Raw genomic sequence first — 17,477 nt, 5'->3', positions numbered from 1 at the left:
GGCCTTTATGCCACTGAAAAATATATAAGTATATTCGAATAAACTAACAGAATTTAAAATCAACAACATACTAAATATTACTATTACCAATGTTTAAAACTATAGAAGAATCGCAAGTAACCATCACCCAACTTATGCTACCATCACACTCAAATTTTAGTGGTAAAATACATGGAGGGTATATACTAAGTTTAATGGATCAGATTGCATTTGCCTGCGCCTCGAAACATTCAAACAATTATTGTGTAACAGCATCTGTGAATAAGGTAGATTTTTTAATTCCGGTAGAAGTAGGTGAACTATTAACATTAAAAGCATCTGTTAATTTTACTGGAAAAACCTCAATGGTAATTGGAGTTCGGGTAGAATCTGAAAACATTCAAACGGGCGAACGCAAACATTGCAACTCCTCATATTTTACTATGGTGGCCAAAAACGACGAGGGTAAAAATGTACCTGTACCAGGAATTATTTTAAAAACTCGCGATAGTGTCCGCCGGTTTGCAAGAAGTATTGAGCGCCAACAACAAGCTAAACGTCGCTCGACAAAATATAATTCATCAGAATTTAAGTTAGAAGATTACATCGATATTGTGAAGGAACAGAATGTGAAGGTTGAGCTGTAGTTAATTAATAACCAAAAGGTCACGTAACACAAATCTTTTAGTTAAGGTATTGTTGATATTTTTAAAATTAGGGATAGGAATTTTAAGATGTAACTTGTTATATTAGCATAGCATTTAAAATAAACCCAAAATCTAAAAAAAATGAATTTTAAAAATTTAAAGACCTACTTATTCATTGGTATTTCAATCATTTCATTAACATTTTTACAAAGTTGCAGTGACAACGATGGAGAAAACACATCTCGTGTTCAATTAAAATTAGTCGATGCTCCTGGCGATTACGAGGAGGTTAATGTTGTTATTACAGATATTCAATACAATACCACTTCCAATGAAAATGGCTGGCAAAGTTTCGCTGCTGCGGAAGCTTATCCTATTGAAGTTGATTTAACAGAACTTATTGCAGGTAATAGTCTTTTATTAACAGATCAATTGATCCCATCTGGAATGATGAAACAAATCAGACTGGTTTTAGGAGATGGTAATACCCTTAAAATAGAAGGAAATGAAACCATGATTCCTTTAAACACTCCAAGCGCACTGCAGTCTGGATTAAAACTAAACCTAAATACTGAATTGGAAGGCGGTTTTACCTATACTTTCATTCTTGACTGGATTGTTAGTGAATCTATCGTTGAATCTGGTAGCACAGGCTCGTATAACCTTAAACCTGTTATTAAAGTTAATGCAGAAGTAAACTCTGGTTCTGTTAGCGGAATTGTAGTTGAAAACATTGAAGAAGTTGTAACGGCACTTGAAAACGTTATTGTAGAAATTTACAATAGCGAAGAGGTTAAAGTTACAGATACTCTAACCGATGTAAACGGTAACTTTTTATTCCAAGGACTGGCAGCAGGAACCTACAAAATAAAAATTACAAGAGAAGGATACAATGAGTATAGTGCAGAAACAAATATAACTGTTGGTGAAGTAACCGAAGCTGGAACCATTGTTTTAACTAAAGTTACCCCATAAAATTTATATAAATTTACAACTCTTATAAAGGCTTTTAAGTTAGTATACATTAATATTATTCTTAAAAGCCTTTATCTATTATGTATCTTAATTTAAAGTGACAGTTGATACGTAAGATTCCATTTTTTTTGAATGTTATTTTTTTTTCGCTATATTTAATAGAAAAATGCAAAGAAGGTATTATATATATATTCTTGCCTTATTCATTTTAGGACTCTATTTTGGTTACAATTATGTATACCAGGATCACAGAAATATTGAAACAGAATCTGCCGATTTTGTGATTGAAGCTACTGCGTTTAGTGAAGCATTTATACTTTCCCCAGATCAATCAGAGCTTAAATATATTAACAAAACCATTGAAGTTTCGGGTATTATAACCGACTTAAATCAGTCGGACATGACATTAAATAACAATGTCTTTTGTCAGTTTAAAAAAGACATTCAACCTCCCCAAAAAACAAATACAATTGTCAAAATTAAAGGACGTTGTATTGGTTACGACGATTTATTAGAACAGGTAAAACTGGATCAGTGTAGTGTAATTGAAGATTAATTTAAACAACTACCGCATGAAAACATTTCTACTACTTTTTGCATTAACCTTTTGGGGAACACAATCACAAACCATCCACGATCTTAATTGGGACATATCAGTTGGTTCTAACCTGAATAGAACTGTTAAAGTTGGAGAATCTGTTAGATGGACTTGGACTGACGATTTGCCACATTCTGTGATTAGTAAATTCGGAAGTACACAAGCATTTGCTAGTGATATACTTACAGGAAATGGAAACACCTATATATTTACATTCACTCAGGTAGGCACTAATCCTTATGTTTGTGGTGTACATTCTAACATGGGAGGAACCATCACAGTTGAAGAAGCCTTAAGTAATGAAAAGTTTGCAATAAAAAACATCTCCTTATTTCCCAATCCTGCCGAAGATATTTTGACACTTACCATACCCAATGGTGTAAATTTAAAAGCGATTTCTATTTACAATATTCTTGGCAAAGAGGTTATTAATAAACCGTATTTGGGTAATAAGATTAATATTTCTAATTTAACCACAGGGATGTATTTATTGAAACTAAGCACGTCCAATTCAGATATAACCAAACGCTTTTATAAGCATTAAACTTTAAAACTTAATTACTAAACTACTTTATGTATGAAACACCTACTTATTTTTCTTTTTTGTATTCCCTTGCTAGCACAAGCTCAAGAAGATTTATTAGCTGAAATAGATAACGATTCTATGCAACAGCAGGAAATTCAGGCTGCGTTTAAAGGATTAAAAATTGTTAACTTCGAATCTACTAAATTAGTTGCAAAAGGAGATTTTACCTTTGTGGTAGCGCACCGCTTTGGAAGCTTAAAGAATGGTTTTGATAGCTTTTTTGGTTTGGATGATGCTGTAACCCGATTGAATTTTATTTTTGGTATTACCGATGGATTTAACATTGGTATCTCAAGAAGTTCCTTTCAAAAAATATATGAAGCATCAGCAAAATACCGTTTTATAAGTCAAAAAAATAATGGGTTCCCTTTAACCTTAGTTGGTTACAATTCCGTGCTCATAAACACAGCTCTGGAAAAAGACAATCTGCCTTTATTGGAATTTAAACACCGTGTAGGATATACGGCACAATTGCTAATATCAAGAAAATTTAATTCAAAGCTATCCTTAGAGCTAGCTCCTACATTCTTCCATGATAACTACGTAGCCATTAACGAACAAGAGAACTCTCAGTTTGCCTTAGGACTTGGAGGTCGTTATAAATTAAGTAAGCGTATGTCTCTGAATATTGACTATGGCTGGCATCTCAATCGAGCAGACACCTCTCCTTTCAGGAATCCCTTATCGATAGGGGTTGATATTGAAACCGGCGGCCACGTTTTTCAAATGCATTTCACAAATGCACAAGGCATGAATACCAATTCTTTTCTCGGACAAAGTACTGGAGATTGGAGCGATGGAGATATTTATTTCGGATTTAATTTAAGTCGTGTATTTTAAACCCCTATACTATGAAACTCAAACTTTTATTTATTGTAATAACTACCATTTTACTGTTCAACTGTGCTAACGACAGCGAAGATGATTTAATAGACCCAACTCCAATACCAGCGGTTGTAACCTATGATGCTGATATTAAAAGCATCATCGATATCAATTGTATAAGCTGTCATTCCGATCCTGCAACTAGTGGTGCTAGTATACCTTTAACAACATATAACCAGGTTAAATCTGCTGTTGAAAACAATAACTTAATAGGTAGAATTAATGGTGATGGTCCAGGAGGGATAATGCCACAAGGTGGCCCTAAATTACCACAAAACACTATTGACCTCATCGAAAAATGGCAAACAGATGGCCTATTAAAAAATTAATTAACTTAAAACAACAACACTATGAAAACGAAACTGTTTATCCTTCTATTTACCGTGTGTGCACTAGCTTTTAACTGTTCAAGCAGCAGTGACGATGATAACTCTGGAACTCCAAACCCCAATCCTGATCCAGATCCACAGCCTAATGAAAAAGTTACTTATGATGCCGATATTAAAAGCATTTTAACTAGTAATTGTATTTCTTGCCACGGTAGTACACCTACCCAAAATGCCCCCATGTCTTTAACGACCTACAGCCAAGCAAAAAATTACATTGATGGAATTATAGATCGAATTAATAGAACGGGGGCAGGCAAAATGCCTCCTTCAGGTCAATTATCAACAGCACAGAAACAAGCTTTTGAACAATGGAAAACCGACGGTCTACTGGAAAACTGATCATGGCTATCCTAGTCATATTTTCTAATTAAATAAAAAATTCATAAAATGAAACACCTACTATATTTTATTGCTTTTTTAAGTCTTAATATCTACTCCCAAGAAAAGTATTTAACCCGTTCTGGCAAGGTTAATTTTGAAGCTTCGGTACCCTCTTTCGAAGAGGTTAAGGCCGAAAATAATTCAACTACCGCTATTTTGAATACTGCAAACGGAGAATTTGCTGCCTTGGTATTAGTTAAGGGTTTTAGATTTAAAAATGCCTTAATGGAAGAACATTTTAATGAAAATTATGCCGAGTCTGATAAATTTCCAAAGGCCTCTTTTAAAGGAACAATAATCAATTTTTCGGTAGATAAATTAAATAATGAAAAGACCTTTAAAATCAATGGGGAATTAACCTTTCATGGTAAGACCAAAATGTTTGAAAACATAGCGGTCGATTTAAAAAAAGATGGTGAAATGATTAACATGACAGGGAACTTCAAGACAGAAGCTTCAGAATTTGATATAAAAATTCCGAAAATAGTTAGTAAAAAAATTGCCGAAACCATTGATGTACAATTCGATTTTAATCTGAAGAAAAAATAAATCTAGTTTTGCTATCTTTAGGAATAAAATCATTAACATGAAAAAATTCCTTTTTAAAGCTTTAGCTATAATAATAGTTATATTAATCGGTTATTTCTGTTTTATCTACTTTGTTCCGTATAGTGAAGGCGTACGCTCTGGTGATCTAATTAAATTTAGTAAGAAGGGTGTTATTTTTAAAACCTGGGAAGGTGAATTAAGTCAAGGAGTTTCCGAAGAAAGCAGATTTGTATTCTCGGTTCACAAACATGATATAGACATTATAGAGGCACTTGAAGATTTACAAGGTAGATTTGTTAAACTCAGTTATGTTGAAAAATACCGTTCGTTCTTCTGGATGGGCGATACAAAATACTTTATAACAGGGGTTGAAGAAGATAAAGATCGACAGACCCTTTTTAGTCAATAAAAAAAAGCCGCTTTAAAAGCGGCTTTTTTAGTCATTTATTATTTACTCAAATACATGGTACGTCTTGAGTATAAATCGTAAAATTCATCGTCTTTAAGACTATCAATAAACAAGATACTTTCTCCTGTACTTTTCATTTCAGGTCCTAATTTCTTGTTTACGTTAGGGAATTTATTAAAAGAGAAGACTGGCTGCTTAATTGCATAACCTTCTAATTGTGGATTAAAGTTAAAATCTTTCACTTTCTTATCTCCTAACATCACTTTCGTTGCATAATTTACATATGGCTCTCCATAAGCCTTCGCTATAAACGGTACCGTTCTGGATGCTCTTGGATTCGCTTCAATAATATATACTTTATCGTCTTTTATAGCAAACTGAATGTTTATTAAACCAACGGTATTTAATGCTAATGCAATTTTCTTAGTGTGGTCTTTAATTTGCTGCATTACTAAATCACCAAGATTAAATGGCGGTAATGTAGCGTTACTATCACCTGAGTGAATTCCACAAGGCTCGATGTGTTCCATAATACCTATGATGTAAACATCTTCGCCATCACAAATAGCATCTGCCTCTGCTTCAATCGCACCATCTAAGTAGTGGTCTAATAATAGTTTATTATTAGGGATGCTTCTTAATAAATCAACCACGTGCTTTTCAAGCTCTTGTTTGTTAATTACAATCTTCATTCCTTGTCCTCCTAATACGTACGACGGTCTTACAAGGATTGGGAAATCTAATTTATCGGCAACTTTTAAAGCTTCTTCAGCAGACTCCGCCGTATCGAACTCCGGATAAGGAATGTTATTCTCTTTCAATAAAGTCGAGAAACTTCCTCTGTCTTCTGCTAAATCTAAAGCTTTATAGCTTGTTCCTATAATTTTTATACCATAACGGTCTAATTTCTCAGCAAGTTTTAACGCGGTTTGACCACCTAACTGAACAATAACACCTTCAGGTTTTTCATGCTTAATGATATCGTAGATATGTTCCCAGAATACAGGCTCGAAATATAATTTATCGGCGGTATCGAAATCGGTCGAAACCGTTTCGGGGTTACAGTTAATCATGATGGTTTCATAACCAGCTTCAGAAGCAGCCAGTACGCCATGCACACAACAATAATCAAACTCGATTCCTTGACCAATTCGGTTAGGACCAGAACCTAATACAATAATTTTCTTCTTATCAGAAACAACACTTTCATTATCGGCATAACGCTTACCATCTGTTGTTTCCATATCACTTTCAAATGTCGAGTAATAATATGGTGTTTTCGCTTTAAACTCGGCTGCACAGGTATCTACTAGCTTGTAAACACGGTTAATACCTAATTCTTCACGTTTATTGTATACCTGACTTTCTAGACATCCTAACATGTGAGCAATCTGTCTGTCGCCGTAACCTTTTTGCTTAGCCTCCAGCAAAAGCTCTTTATTTAAATTGTCTATCGTATAAGTAGATATCTCCTTCTGAAGTAAGAATAACTCTTCGTATTGCTTTAAGAACCACATATCAATCTTAGTGATTTCGTGGATTCTACTTAAAGGAATACCCATAGCAATAGCGTCATAAATCGTGAATACACGATCCCACGAAGCATATTGAAGTTTTTCTAAGATTTGATCATAGTTTTTATTCTCTTTACCATCGGCACCTAAACCATTACGCTTAATTTCTAATGATTGTGTAGCTTTATGAAGTGCTTCCTGGAATGAACGACCAATACCCATAACCTCACCTACAGACTTCATTTGAAGCCCTAAAGTTCTGTCTGATCCTTCAAACTTATCAAAGTTCCAACGAGGTATTTTAACAATTACGTAGTCTAATGTAGGCTCGAATAACGCCGAAGTAGATTTTGTAATCTGGTTTTGTAACTCATCAAGGTTATAACCAATCGCTAATTTTGCAGCTATTTTTGCAATAGGATAACCTGTTGCTTTACTTGCCAAAGCCGAAGAACGCGATACACGTGGGTTAATTTCAATAGCGATAATGTCCTCTTGATCATCTGGGGACACGGCAAATTGCACGTTACAACCTCCAGCAAAATCACCAATACTACGCATCATAAGGATAGCCATATCACGCATTTTCTGGAAAGTTCTATCACTTAAAGTCATAGCCGGAGCTACTGTAATAGAATCTCCTGTATGGATTCCCATTGGATCCATATTTTCAATAGAACAGATAATAACTACGTTATCATTAGCATCTCGTAAAAGCTCTAATTCGTACTCTTTCCAGCCCATCATGGCTTTATCAATCATTACTTCATGGATTGGAGAAATTTCTAATCCGCGAGTTAACAATTCATCAAAATCCTTCTCTTCATATACAATCGCAGCTCCTGCCCCACCTAAAGTAAAGGAAGAACGAATACATAATGGAAAACCAAATTCTTGAGCTATCGTTTTTCCTTCTAAATATGAAGTTGCTGTTGCCTGAGGAGCCATTTTAACTCCAATTTTCTCCATCAACTCACGAAACTGCTCTCTATCTTCAGTGATATTAATAGCATCGATATCAACCCCTATAATTTCAACATCAAAATCTTTCCAGATACCCTTTTCATCAGCTTCAATACATAAATTTAATGCTGTTTGTCCTCCCATTGTTGGCAATACAGCATCAATTTGAGGGTGTTCTTTTAAAATCTTAACTATCGACTTCGTTGTTAGTGGAAGTAAATACACATGATCAGCCATTGAAGGGTCTGTCATGATGGTCGCTGGATTCGAATTAATTAATATGGTTTCAATACCATCCTCTCTTAATGAACGCAGCGCTTGAGTACCTGAATAATCAAATTCACACGCTTGTCCAATAACAATAGGTCCTGAACCAATTATTAAAATAGATTTAAGTTTTGAATTTTTTGGCATTTCTAAATTATGTATTGAATTTTAATAAGTTACAAAATTAATAAGTAAGTAGCCATAAAAAAAGGCGTTACACCTAAGTAACACCTTTATTTATTAACAATTATTAATCATTATTTTTTATGTCTTGCTTCAGTTGATACAGACAATTTCTTTCTTCCCTTAGCTCTTCTACGAGCAAGTACTTTTCTTCCATTAGCAGAAGCCATTCTCTCTCTAAAGCCATGCTTGTTTCTTCTTTTTCTTTTTGATGGCTGAAACGTTCTTTTACTCATTGTCTTATATCTTTAAAAACTGAATTGTACTTTATCTTTATTTTACTCTTTGGGTTCCTCCAAAACTGAGCGCAAATATACGAAGAGTTTTTACTTTGACAAATCATATGATAAAAATATTTAAAATTATTTTACGTGAGATTTAAAAAATAGAATGAGGCTTTATTTAATAGGGGAAACGCCTACTTTTTGTTTATTAGGTATAACTTAATTTTGACAAAATTTTAGTTTCTTTGCAATCTAATTTAAACCAAGCTAAATAAAAAAATAGCGCACAAACAATTCAAATACACCTATAATGTATAATAAAATTATAAAACTTATAATTGCCATTGGTATTTTTGGCTATGCCATTTATCAATTTGTAGAAGGAAATATTGGTAATGGTATCATGTTTATTCTACTTTCTTTAATATTTGTGTTTTTATACTTTAAAAATGAATTTATCCTTTTAGCCTTTTTAAGATTACGTAAACAAGATTTTGAAGGTGCTAAGAAATGGTTAGATAAAATTAAAAATCCTGAATCGGCCTTAGTAAGAAAACAACAAGGATATTACAACTACTTACATGGTTTAATGGTTTCTCAGTCGAATATGAATGATGCCGAAAAATATTTCAAAAAAGCCATTTCTTTAGGGTTGTCTATGGACCATGATTTAGCCATGGCAAAACTAAATTTATCTGGAATTGCCTTTTCTAAAAGGAGAAAACAAGAAGCTCAACGTTTATTATCGGAAGCTCAAAAATTAGACAAGCAAGGGATGCTTACCGATCAAATCAAAATGATGAAAGAAAATATGAAACGAGCACAGATGCCCAATCAACATTTTGGCACTGGTGGTTCTGTAAGACAACAAAAAAGAAGGAGCAAATAACTCCTTCTTTTTTTTATCATATTTTTCAGCAAAACGATTTAATTAATATTGTAATAACCATCCTTTGGTATTTCAATCTCATATTGCTTTCTTGACTTATTATTAAGTTTTGGCTCTCTTAACCAGGGGTTGTGCAGTTTTAATATCTTATAATTAATTCCAAAGTTCTCAGCAAACTTAGTAAAATCGGTAACTGCGGTATCTACTTTTACCTTATAGGTAGGCACATTACTATATAAATCTTTTTCTCTGAAGTTAAACCCATACTTACTAGGATGTGATAGTATCTCTTTTAAAGCCACTATCCGAAATACATAACGTCCAGTTTCTTCACCTAATAATAAATCATAATAATCGGTGACGTTTTGTTCCGCCAATCGTCTTGACACTCCTGAAACTCCGGCATTATATGCCGCTGCAGCCAAAGTCCAAGTACCTAATTCTTCCTTAGACTTTAATAAATACTTACAAGCTACTTCGGTAGCCATTTCTAAATTATAACGTTCATCAACATTATCATTAACTTCTAAGCCATTCTCTCTAGCCGTCGCTGGCATAATTTGCCACACGCCACGCGCTCCTGCAGGAGAAACCGCATTCGTTAATCCACTCTCAATAACAGCTAAATATTTAAAATCGTCTGGTACGCCATACTTTGCCAAAATAGGCTCAATGATTGGAAAATATTTTTTCGCTCGTTTAAACATAAGTAGTCCGTTAGATTGCCAATAAGTATTTACTAACAACTCCCTATCCATACGCTCTAAAATATCAGGATTATTTAAAGGTAATGGTTCTCCTGAAAAATTTAAATTATCAGGTATTTGAAGCGCATAAACGTTATAATCGTTTATAAGTTTCTTCTCGAAATTCTCATCGGTTGGTGCATCTTGGAGGGCATAAATAAATATTGCACATAAACTTAATAACCCTACAAACGCCAAGGCTTTTTCTATAATCTTCATCGCTAATAAGTTTTAGGATAAAATTACTTAATTTCAAGAGGTTTCTGAAATAATACGAGGCAAATTTTCATTAAACCACTTATATTTATTTATTATCATGATATGGGTACCTCCTTTTAACACCATACAATCTTTAATATGCTTTATCGGGAAGACTTCATCTTTATCACCATGAATATGAATTAACCCAGAATCGGGAACATCCTGATTCCAGCAAACCATCTGTTCTATGGCCCAACTTAAATACCTGCTATCATTGACAGAAAGGTACATTTTATAAAGTTCAAGCCGCTTTCTAACATTAGCTCCAAAGGCATAGTCGGCGATAACATCTAATTTGCTTACTAACTGTGTTGGCACCAACTTATATGCCCTGGTTACCTTTGCTATTCGCATTTTCGTTGGCAATTCATCTTTCGATTTTACACTTGAAACAATAATAAGCTTCTTAACCTGCACTATTTTTGCCATTTCCTGAACCAGAACACCTCCAAATGACACGCCTAGTAATACAATATTATCGTGTATAATAAATTCACACATACGATGGGCATACGCTTCTAGCGATTCTTCATTTTTTGGAATGATCCATGATAAATAATGAATTTCAAACTTATCCTCAGGTAATTTTATATATTCAAAAATCTTAGGATTGGCTGCCATTCCAGGCATTAAGTAAACATGTAACAGGTCTTCTCTCATTAGTCAAACTCAATCTAAAACATTATCACAGAAATATAACCATTTATTTATTAAGGATTTATAAAAGCCTTAAAACCTCTTTCACGATTATTTTTTGTATCTTTGCAAAACAAATTTATACAAATAGTCCTCACTATTTTCAAGTTTCTATAGAAATAAAACAAGATAAACATGGTTGATGCAGCAGAACTAATAGACAACGATTTTTTACGCCAATTTGAACTAAAAATTGATAATCACTTAGCAAAAATTGAATATTCACTGCAGGAGCGAAAAATCTTTTTAACTAAACTTGTTATCCCTGATGAAATAAAAGAAGAAAATTTTAGTAAGGAGTTTTTAGCAGCAGTTTTTGAAAAAATTCATGAGCGAAACTTAAGTGTTGTCCCAACAAGCCCCGACATTGCAAAGTTTGTTAGAAGTAATAGAAAATATAAACGAATGCTACCCGTAGGAGTTAGAATTTAAACCTTTACAAAAAAAGCAAAACCCCGTAACCTTTGGTTACGGGGTTTTGCTTTTTAATATCATGGCTATCACATTTTAGTATACTCTAATCGTAAATCCTTTTCAAACAATACCCGTGAATAATTCGCATTATAAATTTTAACAGCTCCTTTAAAAACACGAACTAATTGATTTCCCTCTAAAGTAGCCATTGTTTCATCAATCATTATATTGTTTCCTGACACAGCGTAATTTGCCGCCATCCCAACAATGCCTTCCGCACATTCTACTGAATAGCTAAAAGAATTTAAAACTTCATCGGTTAAAGCTATTTTAATTTCGGAATGAAACGTATTATCAGATTCAACAACACCTTGATTATTGAATATTAAAACCTCATGGGTATCACAAGGAACCTCTTCTAAGATATTTACACTTGAAACACCATCATTATTATAATCAACAGGAATACCAACAGACCAGGAAGTTAATTTCCATGAGCCCTCAACAGAAAAAGTTTCTTCATCTGATGAACAGCTTGTTAAAAAAATAAGTAGTACACTTATTTTTAATATTGAGGTTAAGAGTTTCATACAATTTGGGAATTATACTTTGTAAATGTATCGTTACCTAAGTCAACACCGTAAAAAACCGGCTAAGATGTATAAAATTCGGATGAAATTTTAAAAAATGAGATTTTAAGATACTAATTCAGGCTCAAAATCGAATCGCACCAACCCATCTTCATCAATATCAGTAAGTTTTACAACATGTAATGTATTGACTAATTCCGGATTCCATGGTGCCTTTACCTTTACATAATTCTCTGTAAACCCATGTATATAACCTTCCTTATTCTCACTTTCAAACAATACCGTTCTACTTGATCCTATTTGACTCTCATAAAAGGCTCGGCGCTTTTTTACCGATAAACCACGTAGCATTTTACTACGCTTACTTCGTATTTTTTGAGGGACAATACCATCCATTTCAGCAGCTTCCGTATTATCCCTTTCAGAATAAGTAAACACATGGAGATAGGAAATATCTAATTCATTTAAAAAATTATAGGTTTCTAAAAAATGTTCATCGGTTTCCCCAGGAAACCCAACAATAACATCCACTCCAATGCAAGCGTGTGGCATGACTTCACGAATTTTTTCAACGCGATCGACATACAACTCACGCAAATAGCGACGCTTCATTTTTTTAAGTATATCGTTACTTCCACTTTGAAGTGGTATATGAAAATGCGGAACGAAGGCTCTGGATTTAGAAACCAGGTCAATAGTTTCATTCTTCAACAAATTAGGCTCAATAGATGAAATTCTAAGGCGCTCTATGCCTTCCACTTTATCTAATTCGGTTACCAAATCTAAAAAGGTGTGTTCGTGTTTTTTATTTCCAAACTCCCCTTTACCATAATCTCCAATATTAACACCCGTTAAAACAATTTCCTTAATGTTTTGAGCCGAAATTTCCCGAGCATTTTTTAACACACTATCCATAGTATCACTTCGTGATATACCACGAGCTAACGGAATAGTACAGTAGGTACATTTGTAATCGCATCCATCCTGTACTTTTAAAAAGGCCCGCGTTCTATCTCCAATAGAATACGACCCTACATAAAAATCGGCCTCTTCAATTTCACAGGAATGCACTTCTCCAAAATCATTCTTAGAAAGATCGTTTAAATAATCTGTTATTTTAAACTTTTCGGTAGCCCCCAATACTAAATCTACCCCATCCACATCTGCCAATTCCTGAGGTTTCAACTGCGCATAACACCCTATTGCTGCTACAAAGGCATCCGAATTAGCTCTTTGCGCCTGCTTTACGATACTTTTAAAACGTTTATCGGCATTTTCTGTTACCGAACAGGTGTTTATTACGTATATATCGGCTTTTTCGGAAAACTCTACTCGATCGAAGCCTTCGGTTAAAAAGCTTCTAGAAATTGTAGAAGTTTCAGAAAAATTAAGCTTACAGCCCAGGGTATAAAATGCAACTTTCTTTCTCATTTATGCTTTTGTCATTTCCGCAAAGAGGTAAATCTGATTATATTTACTTCTTTTGTTTAAAAGAGTGCAAATTTACAACTTATTAGCAACATGTTAAAACCAATTACCAAACATTTAATATTCTATTTATCAATATGTTGCATTGTTAGTTTTTATACTTCTTGCACAAAAAACAAATCAAACGTAAAAGATCATCTTGTTTTTCGATATAATGAACACAAAAATATTGGCTCCTTAGACCCTGTATTCTCAAAGGATATTGCAGATATCTGGGCCACGAATCAGTTGTTTAATGGACTGGTTCAAATGGACGAACAACTTCATGTTCAACCGTGCATAGCAAAAAACTGGAATATTTCAGAAGACGGACTTACCTATAATTTCAATTTACGTAGCGATGTGTTTTTTCATAAGCACGAATTATTTGGTAAAGATTCTACCCGCACCGTAATCGCTAAAGATTTTGAATACAGTTTAAATCGCTTATTAGATAAGTCGGTAGCCTCCCCTGGAAGTTGGGTATTAAATAAAGTAAAATCTTTTAAAGCTATAAATGACAGCATTTTTCAAATTCATTTAAAACAACCTTTCCCGGCATTTCTAGGATTACTAACCATGAAATACTGCTCGGTTGTTCCGAAAGAAATTGTAGAACATTACAAAACCGACTTTCGTTCGAATCCTATTGGTACGGGACCATTTAAATTTAAACGCTGGGAAGAAAACATAAAACTTGTTTTTAGAAAGAACAAACTTTATTTCGAACGGGATTTTGAAAACAAACAACTCCCCTACCTTGAAGCCATAGCCATTACTTTTTTACCAGATAAGCAAAGTGAATTTTTACAGTTCACTCAGGGCAATATTGATTTTGTTTCCGGATTGGATGCTTCTTATAAAGATGAGATACTCACGGCTGATGGACAACTGAGATCACAATACCAGCCCCATGTAAATATGATTCGTGGTCCTTATTTAAATACGGAATATCTGGCATTTTATTTGGATTCTGACATTCCTGAAATTCAATCGGAACTTATCCGTCAGGCTATAAACTATGGCTTTGACAGAAAAAAGATGATGATTTACCTACGAAACGGCATTGGTATTCCGGCAAATGGTGGGTTCATACCCAAAGGATTACCCGGATATAACAACTCGATTGGATATAGCTATCAACCGGAAAAAGCAAAAGCCTTGATTACGCAATTTAAAAATGACAGTAGAAATAACACGCCCGAAATAACCATAACAACTACCAGTAATTATTTAAGTTTTTGTGAATACATCCAGCGAGAATTGCAAAAAACAGGATTAATAGTAAATGTTGATGTTATTCCACCAGCCAGTTTAAAAGATGCTAAAGCTCATGGTAAATTAAATTTATTTAGAGCCAGTTGGGTAGCAGATTACCCGGATGCCGAAAACTATTTATCGCTTTACTACAGCAAAAATTTCGCGCCGAATGGCCCTAATTACACCCATTTTAAAAATGAGTTATTCGATGCATGGTATGAGCAAGCATTTAAAGAAACTCATCCTAAAAAGCGTGAATTATTGTACACTAAAATGGACTCTTTAATATTATCTGAAACGCCCATCGTTCCACTATTTTATGACGAAGTCGTTCGATTTACAAGAAAACATATAAATGGTTTAGGTATTAACCCCATTAATTTGTTAGACCTAAAAAGGGTGAAAAAACAATAATTTAGAAACAAAAAAAGAGTTCCCATAAAATGAAAACTCTTTCTTGTAATTGTGGTATAAGACTAAAAATTAATTCTTAATCACTTTTATAGTTTTAGTATTATTATTTTCTGATACCAATTTTACTAAATATACACCCCTAGCCTGAGAAGCTAAGTTTATAGTGCTTTCCATAGCATTTGGAGATACATTATATACTTCCTGACCTACCACATTGTATACCACTACATTTTTTATAACTACTGGAGCCTGTACATGTAATACATCTTTTACTGGGTTTGGATAAAACTTGAATTTACCCTCCTCAAAATCAATAGATGAAAGAGTCCCTATAGTAACACTAGCTTGAAAAGTGTCAAAAACAGTTGTAATAGGAGGAATAGGAGGCAATATAAACTCACTTGTAACAAATGTAAAATTGTACTCACCTGACTCAGAAGGATTAGTAATCAAACCTTTTACCTGTACTTCAAATTCTGAACCTGCAGGATAATCTTCGGAAAGCATAGTAACATAAATTTCATTAGAATTTACATATCCATTATAATCTGTACCAGAAATCAAATCAACCCCATTTAATTTTACGACCAGGTTTTCTATCGGTAAAGCACTTGTAATATCACTAGGCCAAGCAATATATTTACCCGCTGGTGTTATATTAGCACGCTTTAATTCAAATAGCCTCTTCCCAGCACTTAGCTGTAATTCTGTTTCTGTAGTATAATGGAATGTATAATCTGTTAAAGCTCCTAATGTAGGGTCTGCGACAGTTACCGTCGGGGCTTTTACTATCATAACAGTACCTGCAAAACTTTCTATATCATAATATTTAAAATCACTGAAACTTAAATATGCCGTTCCAAAATTAAATGTGTAATCTCCACTAATTGCAGGATTAACTATAGCCTGTTTAATCTCAACTTCAAATTTAGTACCTACAGGCAGAAGTTGTTTTTTAGTATTAACTCCAATTTGATCAGAATTATTACTAATCGCAGTAGTATAATCTTCATTATTCACCAAAGGAACACCATTAACTTTTACATTAATCTCGTAATTAGTTTTATCAAAATTTGGATAATTAGCTGGTGCAATATCATCTAAATAAATATTAAAAAGACGAATATTTGCAACAGGAGACACTTCAGTTGTGATCTGATATTTAAATGTGTAATCTGCCATTACGTCCGTCGATGCATCTGAAACCTCTACAATACTTCCAACATATACTGCATCTTGAAAAGCGTCAATTGGCGTTTCACTAGAGGTACTTGTCTGAAAAGAAACGTTATACTCCCCAACATTTGATGGATTTGTAATTAATTGCTTTAATTCCACCTTCAATATAGAACCTGCCGGTACATCGATTAACGCATCAATATAAATCTGTGATGCAGAAACATTGGCATCATAATCAGTTCCAGCAGTTAATTCAGCTCCGTTTAACGTAACAACTACGTTTGTTGCCGTTAAAGGGTTCCCTGGTGTCTGAAAATCTGCATACACTGCAGGCGCAATATCATCTTTGTTTAAAGAAAACAAGCGATCTCCATTTGCCGTAACCACGTCAGATACCGTGGTATACAAAAACGTATAATCCGTTAAAGCATCTACAGTCGTATCAGCCATATAAACTGTGTTAGTTGCATTTACAAATGTAGCTTGAAAGCTGTCTATAGTATTTTCTCCCGCCAAGGTAAGACTATAGGTTCTAAAATCAAATGTATACGCTCCAAGACCTATAGGGTTGCTATAGGCACCACTAATTTCAACCTGTAACTCATCTCCAGCAACAAGATCTACATTGGTCTGTATTCTAACTCTTGAGAAATCACTATCGGTATTAGTACTTAGACTCACAGTATAATCTGTAGCATTTGTTAGCAAAACCCCATTTCTCCATACTTTAAAATTACTACTGGTTAACCCTAATTCTTGAGGCAATGCGGTTGGATAACCTCCAACAGGAGCAGTATCTGCAAAAACAAAGTCAAATAAATAATTAAACCCTGTAGGTGGAGCGATGCCAGGCAAATCAGTTGCTAAAGTATAGTTAAACGTATAATCTGCTGGAGCACCAGGTGTAGGATCCGACACAGTTACAGTTTGTGCATTGGATAATTGAAAAAATAGGATGCATAACAAAGTGGCTACCCATCCATACATAGTGGAATTTTGTTTCATAATGAAA

At 34.0% G+C, this 17,477-nt stretch carries 19 protein-coding genes; 12 read left to right on the top strand and 7 right to left on the bottom strand.

The features are described 5' to 3' along the window. Window positions 1-89 precede the first annotated feature (89 nt). The 9 genes from H611_RS0112790 to H611_RS0112750 all read left to right on the top strand — a co-directional run bounded on the left by H611_RS0112790 (window position 90) and on the right by H611_RS0112750 (window position 5,398). Window positions 90-626, top strand: coding sequence for an acyl-CoA thioesterase (locus H611_RS0112790; RefSeq protein ID WP_027138751.1), 537 nt, complete (start codon window positions 90-92; stop codon window positions 624-626). A 141-nt stretch (window positions 627-767) separates the two neighbouring features. After that, on the top strand, window positions 768-1,601 hold the full coding sequence (locus H611_RS0112785; RefSeq protein ID WP_051238809.1) for a DUF4382 domain-containing protein: 834 nt from the start codon (window positions 768-770) through the stop codon (window positions 1,599-1,601). Between the two features lie 166 nt (window positions 1,602-1,767). After that, window positions 1,768-2,157, top strand: a complete 390-nt coding sequence (locus tag H611_RS0112780; RefSeq protein ID WP_027138749.1) for an OB-fold protein — start codon at window positions 1,768-1,770, stop codon at window positions 2,155-2,157. 16 nt (window positions 2,158-2,173) lie between these two features. Continuing rightward, window positions 2,174-2,743, top strand: coding sequence for a T9SS type A sorting domain-containing protein (locus tag H611_RS14575; protein ID WP_051238808.1), 570 nt, complete (start codon window positions 2,174-2,176; stop codon window positions 2,741-2,743). A gap of 33 nt (window positions 2,744-2,776) precedes the next feature. Beyond that, entirely contained in the window at window positions 2,777-3,625 is an 849-nt protein-coding gene (locus H611_RS0112770; RefSeq protein WP_027138748.1) for a DUF5777 family beta-barrel protein, read from the top strand. Between the two features lie 11 nt (window positions 3,626-3,636). After that, the gene (locus tag H611_RS0112765) at window positions 3,637-3,999 is read left to right on the top strand and encodes a hypothetical protein (protein WP_027138747.1); all 363 of its coding nucleotides are present in this window, start codon (window positions 3,637-3,639) and stop codon (window positions 3,997-3,999) included. A 21-nt stretch (window positions 4,000-4,020) separates the two neighbouring features. After that, window positions 4,021-4,398 (top strand): c-type cytochrome, encoded by a 378-nt coding sequence (locus H611_RS14335; RefSeq protein ID WP_051238807.1) that lies wholly within the window; start codon window positions 4,021-4,023, stop codon window positions 4,396-4,398. A gap of 48 nt (window positions 4,399-4,446) precedes the next feature. Then, on the top strand, window positions 4,447-4,989 hold the full coding sequence (locus H611_RS0112755; protein WP_027138746.1) for a YceI family protein: 543 nt from the start codon (window positions 4,447-4,449) through the stop codon (window positions 4,987-4,989). Window positions 4,990-5,026: 37 nt separating this feature from the next. Next, complete coding sequence (locus tag H611_RS0112750; RefSeq protein ID WP_027138745.1) at window positions 5,027-5,398, top strand: hypothetical protein; 372 nt, start codon at window positions 5,027-5,029, stop codon at window positions 5,396-5,398. Window positions 5,399-5,436: 38 nt separating this feature from the next. Here H611_RS0112750 and carB read toward each other — a convergent pair whose 3' ends face one another. Both carB and rpmH read right to left on the bottom strand, forming a co-directional pair. Next, entirely contained in the window at window positions 5,437-8,289 is a 2,853-nt protein-coding gene (carB, locus tag H611_RS0112745) for a carbamoyl-phosphate synthase large subunit (RefSeq protein ID WP_027138744.1), read from the bottom strand. A gap of 110 nt (window positions 8,290-8,399) precedes the next feature. Beyond that, window positions 8,400-8,561 (bottom strand): 50S ribosomal protein L34, encoded by a 162-nt coding sequence (gene rpmH, locus H611_RS0112740; protein WP_019387117.1) that lies wholly within the window; start codon window positions 8,559-8,561, stop codon window positions 8,400-8,402. Between the two features lie 298 nt (window positions 8,562-8,859). Between rpmH and H611_RS0112735 the strand changes: the two genes are divergently transcribed. Continuing rightward, window positions 8,860-9,438, top strand: a complete 579-nt coding sequence (locus tag H611_RS0112735) for a tetratricopeptide repeat protein (protein WP_027138743.1) — start codon at window positions 8,860-8,862, stop codon at window positions 9,436-9,438. A 38-nt stretch (window positions 9,439-9,476) separates the two neighbouring features. Here the strand turns inward: H611_RS0112735 and H611_RS0112730 are convergent, their stop codons facing one another. Both H611_RS0112730 and H611_RS0112725 read right to left on the bottom strand, forming a co-directional pair. Next, window positions 9,477-10,403, bottom strand: coding sequence for a lytic transglycosylase domain-containing protein (locus H611_RS0112730; RefSeq protein ID WP_027138742.1), 927 nt, complete (start codon window positions 10,401-10,403; stop codon window positions 9,477-9,479). Window positions 10,404-10,436: 33 nt separating this feature from the next. Further along, on the bottom strand, window positions 10,437-11,105 hold the full coding sequence (locus H611_RS0112725) for an alpha/beta hydrolase family protein (protein ID WP_027138741.1): 669 nt from the start codon (window positions 11,103-11,105) through the stop codon (window positions 10,437-10,439). A gap of 171 nt (window positions 11,106-11,276) precedes the next feature. On the opposite strand from H611_RS0112725, the gene H611_RS0112720 reads away from it, so the two are divergent. Beyond that, window positions 11,277-11,573 carry an N-acetyltransferase gene (locus H611_RS0112720; protein ID WP_027138740.1) on the top strand — a complete coding sequence of 99 codons (297 nt, stop codon included), beginning with the start codon at window positions 11,277-11,279 and terminating at the stop codon, window positions 11,571-11,573. 68 nt (window positions 11,574-11,641) lie between these two features. Here H611_RS0112720 and H611_RS0112715 read toward each other — a convergent pair whose 3' ends face one another. Then, complete coding sequence (locus tag H611_RS0112715) at window positions 11,642-12,145, bottom strand: hypothetical protein (RefSeq protein WP_027138739.1); 504 nt, start codon at window positions 12,143-12,145, stop codon at window positions 11,642-11,644. 105 nt (window positions 12,146-12,250) lie between these two features. Beyond that, complete coding sequence (gene mtaB, locus H611_RS0112710) at window positions 12,251-13,576, bottom strand: tRNA (N(6)-L-threonylcarbamoyladenosine(37)-C(2))-methylthiotransferase MtaB (RefSeq protein ID WP_027138738.1); 1,326 nt, start codon at window positions 13,574-13,576, stop codon at window positions 12,251-12,253. Window positions 13,577-13,666: 90 nt separating this feature from the next. Between mtaB and H611_RS0112705 the strand changes: the two genes are divergently transcribed. After that, on the top strand, window positions 13,667-15,286 hold the full coding sequence (locus H611_RS0112705; protein WP_027138737.1) for an ABC transporter substrate-binding protein: 1,620 nt from the start codon (window positions 13,667-13,669) through the stop codon (window positions 15,284-15,286). A 69-nt stretch (window positions 15,287-15,355) separates the two neighbouring features. Here H611_RS0112705 and H611_RS0112700 read toward each other — a convergent pair whose 3' ends face one another. Next, window positions 15,356-17,470 carry a T9SS type A sorting domain-containing protein gene (locus H611_RS0112700; protein WP_027138736.1) on the bottom strand — a complete coding sequence of 705 codons (2,115 nt, stop codon included), beginning with the start codon at window positions 17,468-17,470 and terminating at the stop codon, window positions 15,356-15,358. Window positions 17,471-17,477: the final 7 nt, after the last annotated feature.

The sequence above is a fragment of the Gaetbulibacter saemankumensis DSM 17032 genome (genome assembly GCF_000425645.1).
GTDB lineage: Bacteria > Bacteroidota > Bacteroidia > Flavobacteriales > Flavobacteriaceae > Gaetbulibacter > Gaetbulibacter saemankumensis.
Note: the sequence above shows the minus strand (reverse complement) of the source record. Positions and strands in the feature narration are given on the sequence as shown.

Bases quoted from the DNA above. Each gene is read 5' to 3' on its own strand.
- H611_RS14575 (WP_051238808.1), top strand. From the start codon at position 2,174: ATGAAAACATTTCTACTACTTTTTGCATTAACCTTTTGGGGAACACAA.
- H611_RS0112725 (WP_027138741.1), bottom strand. From the start codon at position 11,105: ATGAGAGAAGACCTGTTACATGTTTACTTAATGCCTGGAATGGCAGCC.
- H611_RS0112770 (WP_027138748.1), top strand. From the start codon at position 2,777: ATGAAACACCTACTTATTTTTCTTTTTTGTATTCCCTTGCTAGCACAA.
- H611_RS0112715 (WP_027138739.1), bottom strand. From the start codon at position 12,145: ATGAAACTCTTAACCTCAATATTAAAAATAAGTGTACTACTTATTTTT.
- H611_RS0112790 (WP_027138751.1), top strand. From the start codon at position 90: ATGTTTAAAACTATAGAAGAATCGCAAGTAACCATCACCCAACTTATG.
- H611_RS0112735 (WP_027138743.1), top strand. From the start codon at position 8,860: ATGTATAATAAAATTATAAAACTTATAATTGCCATTGGTATTTTTGGC.
- H611_RS0112785 (WP_051238809.1), top strand. From the start codon at position 768: ATGAATTTTAAAAATTTAAAGACCTACTTATTCATTGGTATTTCAATC.
- mtaB (WP_027138738.1), bottom strand. From the start codon at position 13,576: ATGAGAAAGAAAGTTGCATTTTATACCCTGGGCTGTAAGCTTAATTTT.
- H611_RS0112705 (WP_027138737.1), top strand. From the start codon at position 13,667: ATGTTAAAACCAATTACCAAACATTTAATATTCTATTTATCAATATGT.
- carB (WP_027138744.1), bottom strand. From the start codon at position 8,289: ATGCCAAAAAATTCAAAACTTAAATCTATTTTAATAATTGGTTCAGGA.
- H611_RS0112750 (WP_027138745.1), top strand. From the start codon at position 5,027: ATGAAAAAATTCCTTTTTAAAGCTTTAGCTATAATAATAGTTATATTA.
- H611_RS14335 (WP_051238807.1), top strand. From the start codon at position 4,021: ATGAAAACGAAACTGTTTATCCTTCTATTTACCGTGTGTGCACTAGCT.
- H611_RS0112730 (WP_027138742.1), bottom strand. From the start codon at position 10,403: ATGAAGATTATAGAAAAAGCCTTGGCGTTTGTAGGGTTATTAAGTTTA.
- H611_RS0112780 (WP_027138749.1), top strand. From the start codon at position 1,768: ATGCAAAGAAGGTATTATATATATATTCTTGCCTTATTCATTTTAGGA.
- H611_RS0112720 (WP_027138740.1), top strand. From the start codon at position 11,277: ATGGTTGATGCAGCAGAACTAATAGACAACGATTTTTTACGCCAATTT.
- H611_RS0112755 (WP_027138746.1), top strand. From the start codon at position 4,447: ATGAAACACCTACTATATTTTATTGCTTTTTTAAGTCTTAATATCTAC.
- rpmH (WP_019387117.1), bottom strand. From the start codon at position 8,561: ATGAGTAAAAGAACGTTTCAGCCATCAAAAAGAAAAAGAAGAAACAAG.
- H611_RS0112700 (WP_027138736.1), bottom strand. From the start codon at position 17,470: ATGAAACAAAATTCCACTATGTATGGATGGGTAGCCACTTTGTTATGC.
- H611_RS0112765 (WP_027138747.1), top strand. From the start codon at position 3,637: ATGAAACTCAAACTTTTATTTATTGTAATAACTACCATTTTACTGTTC.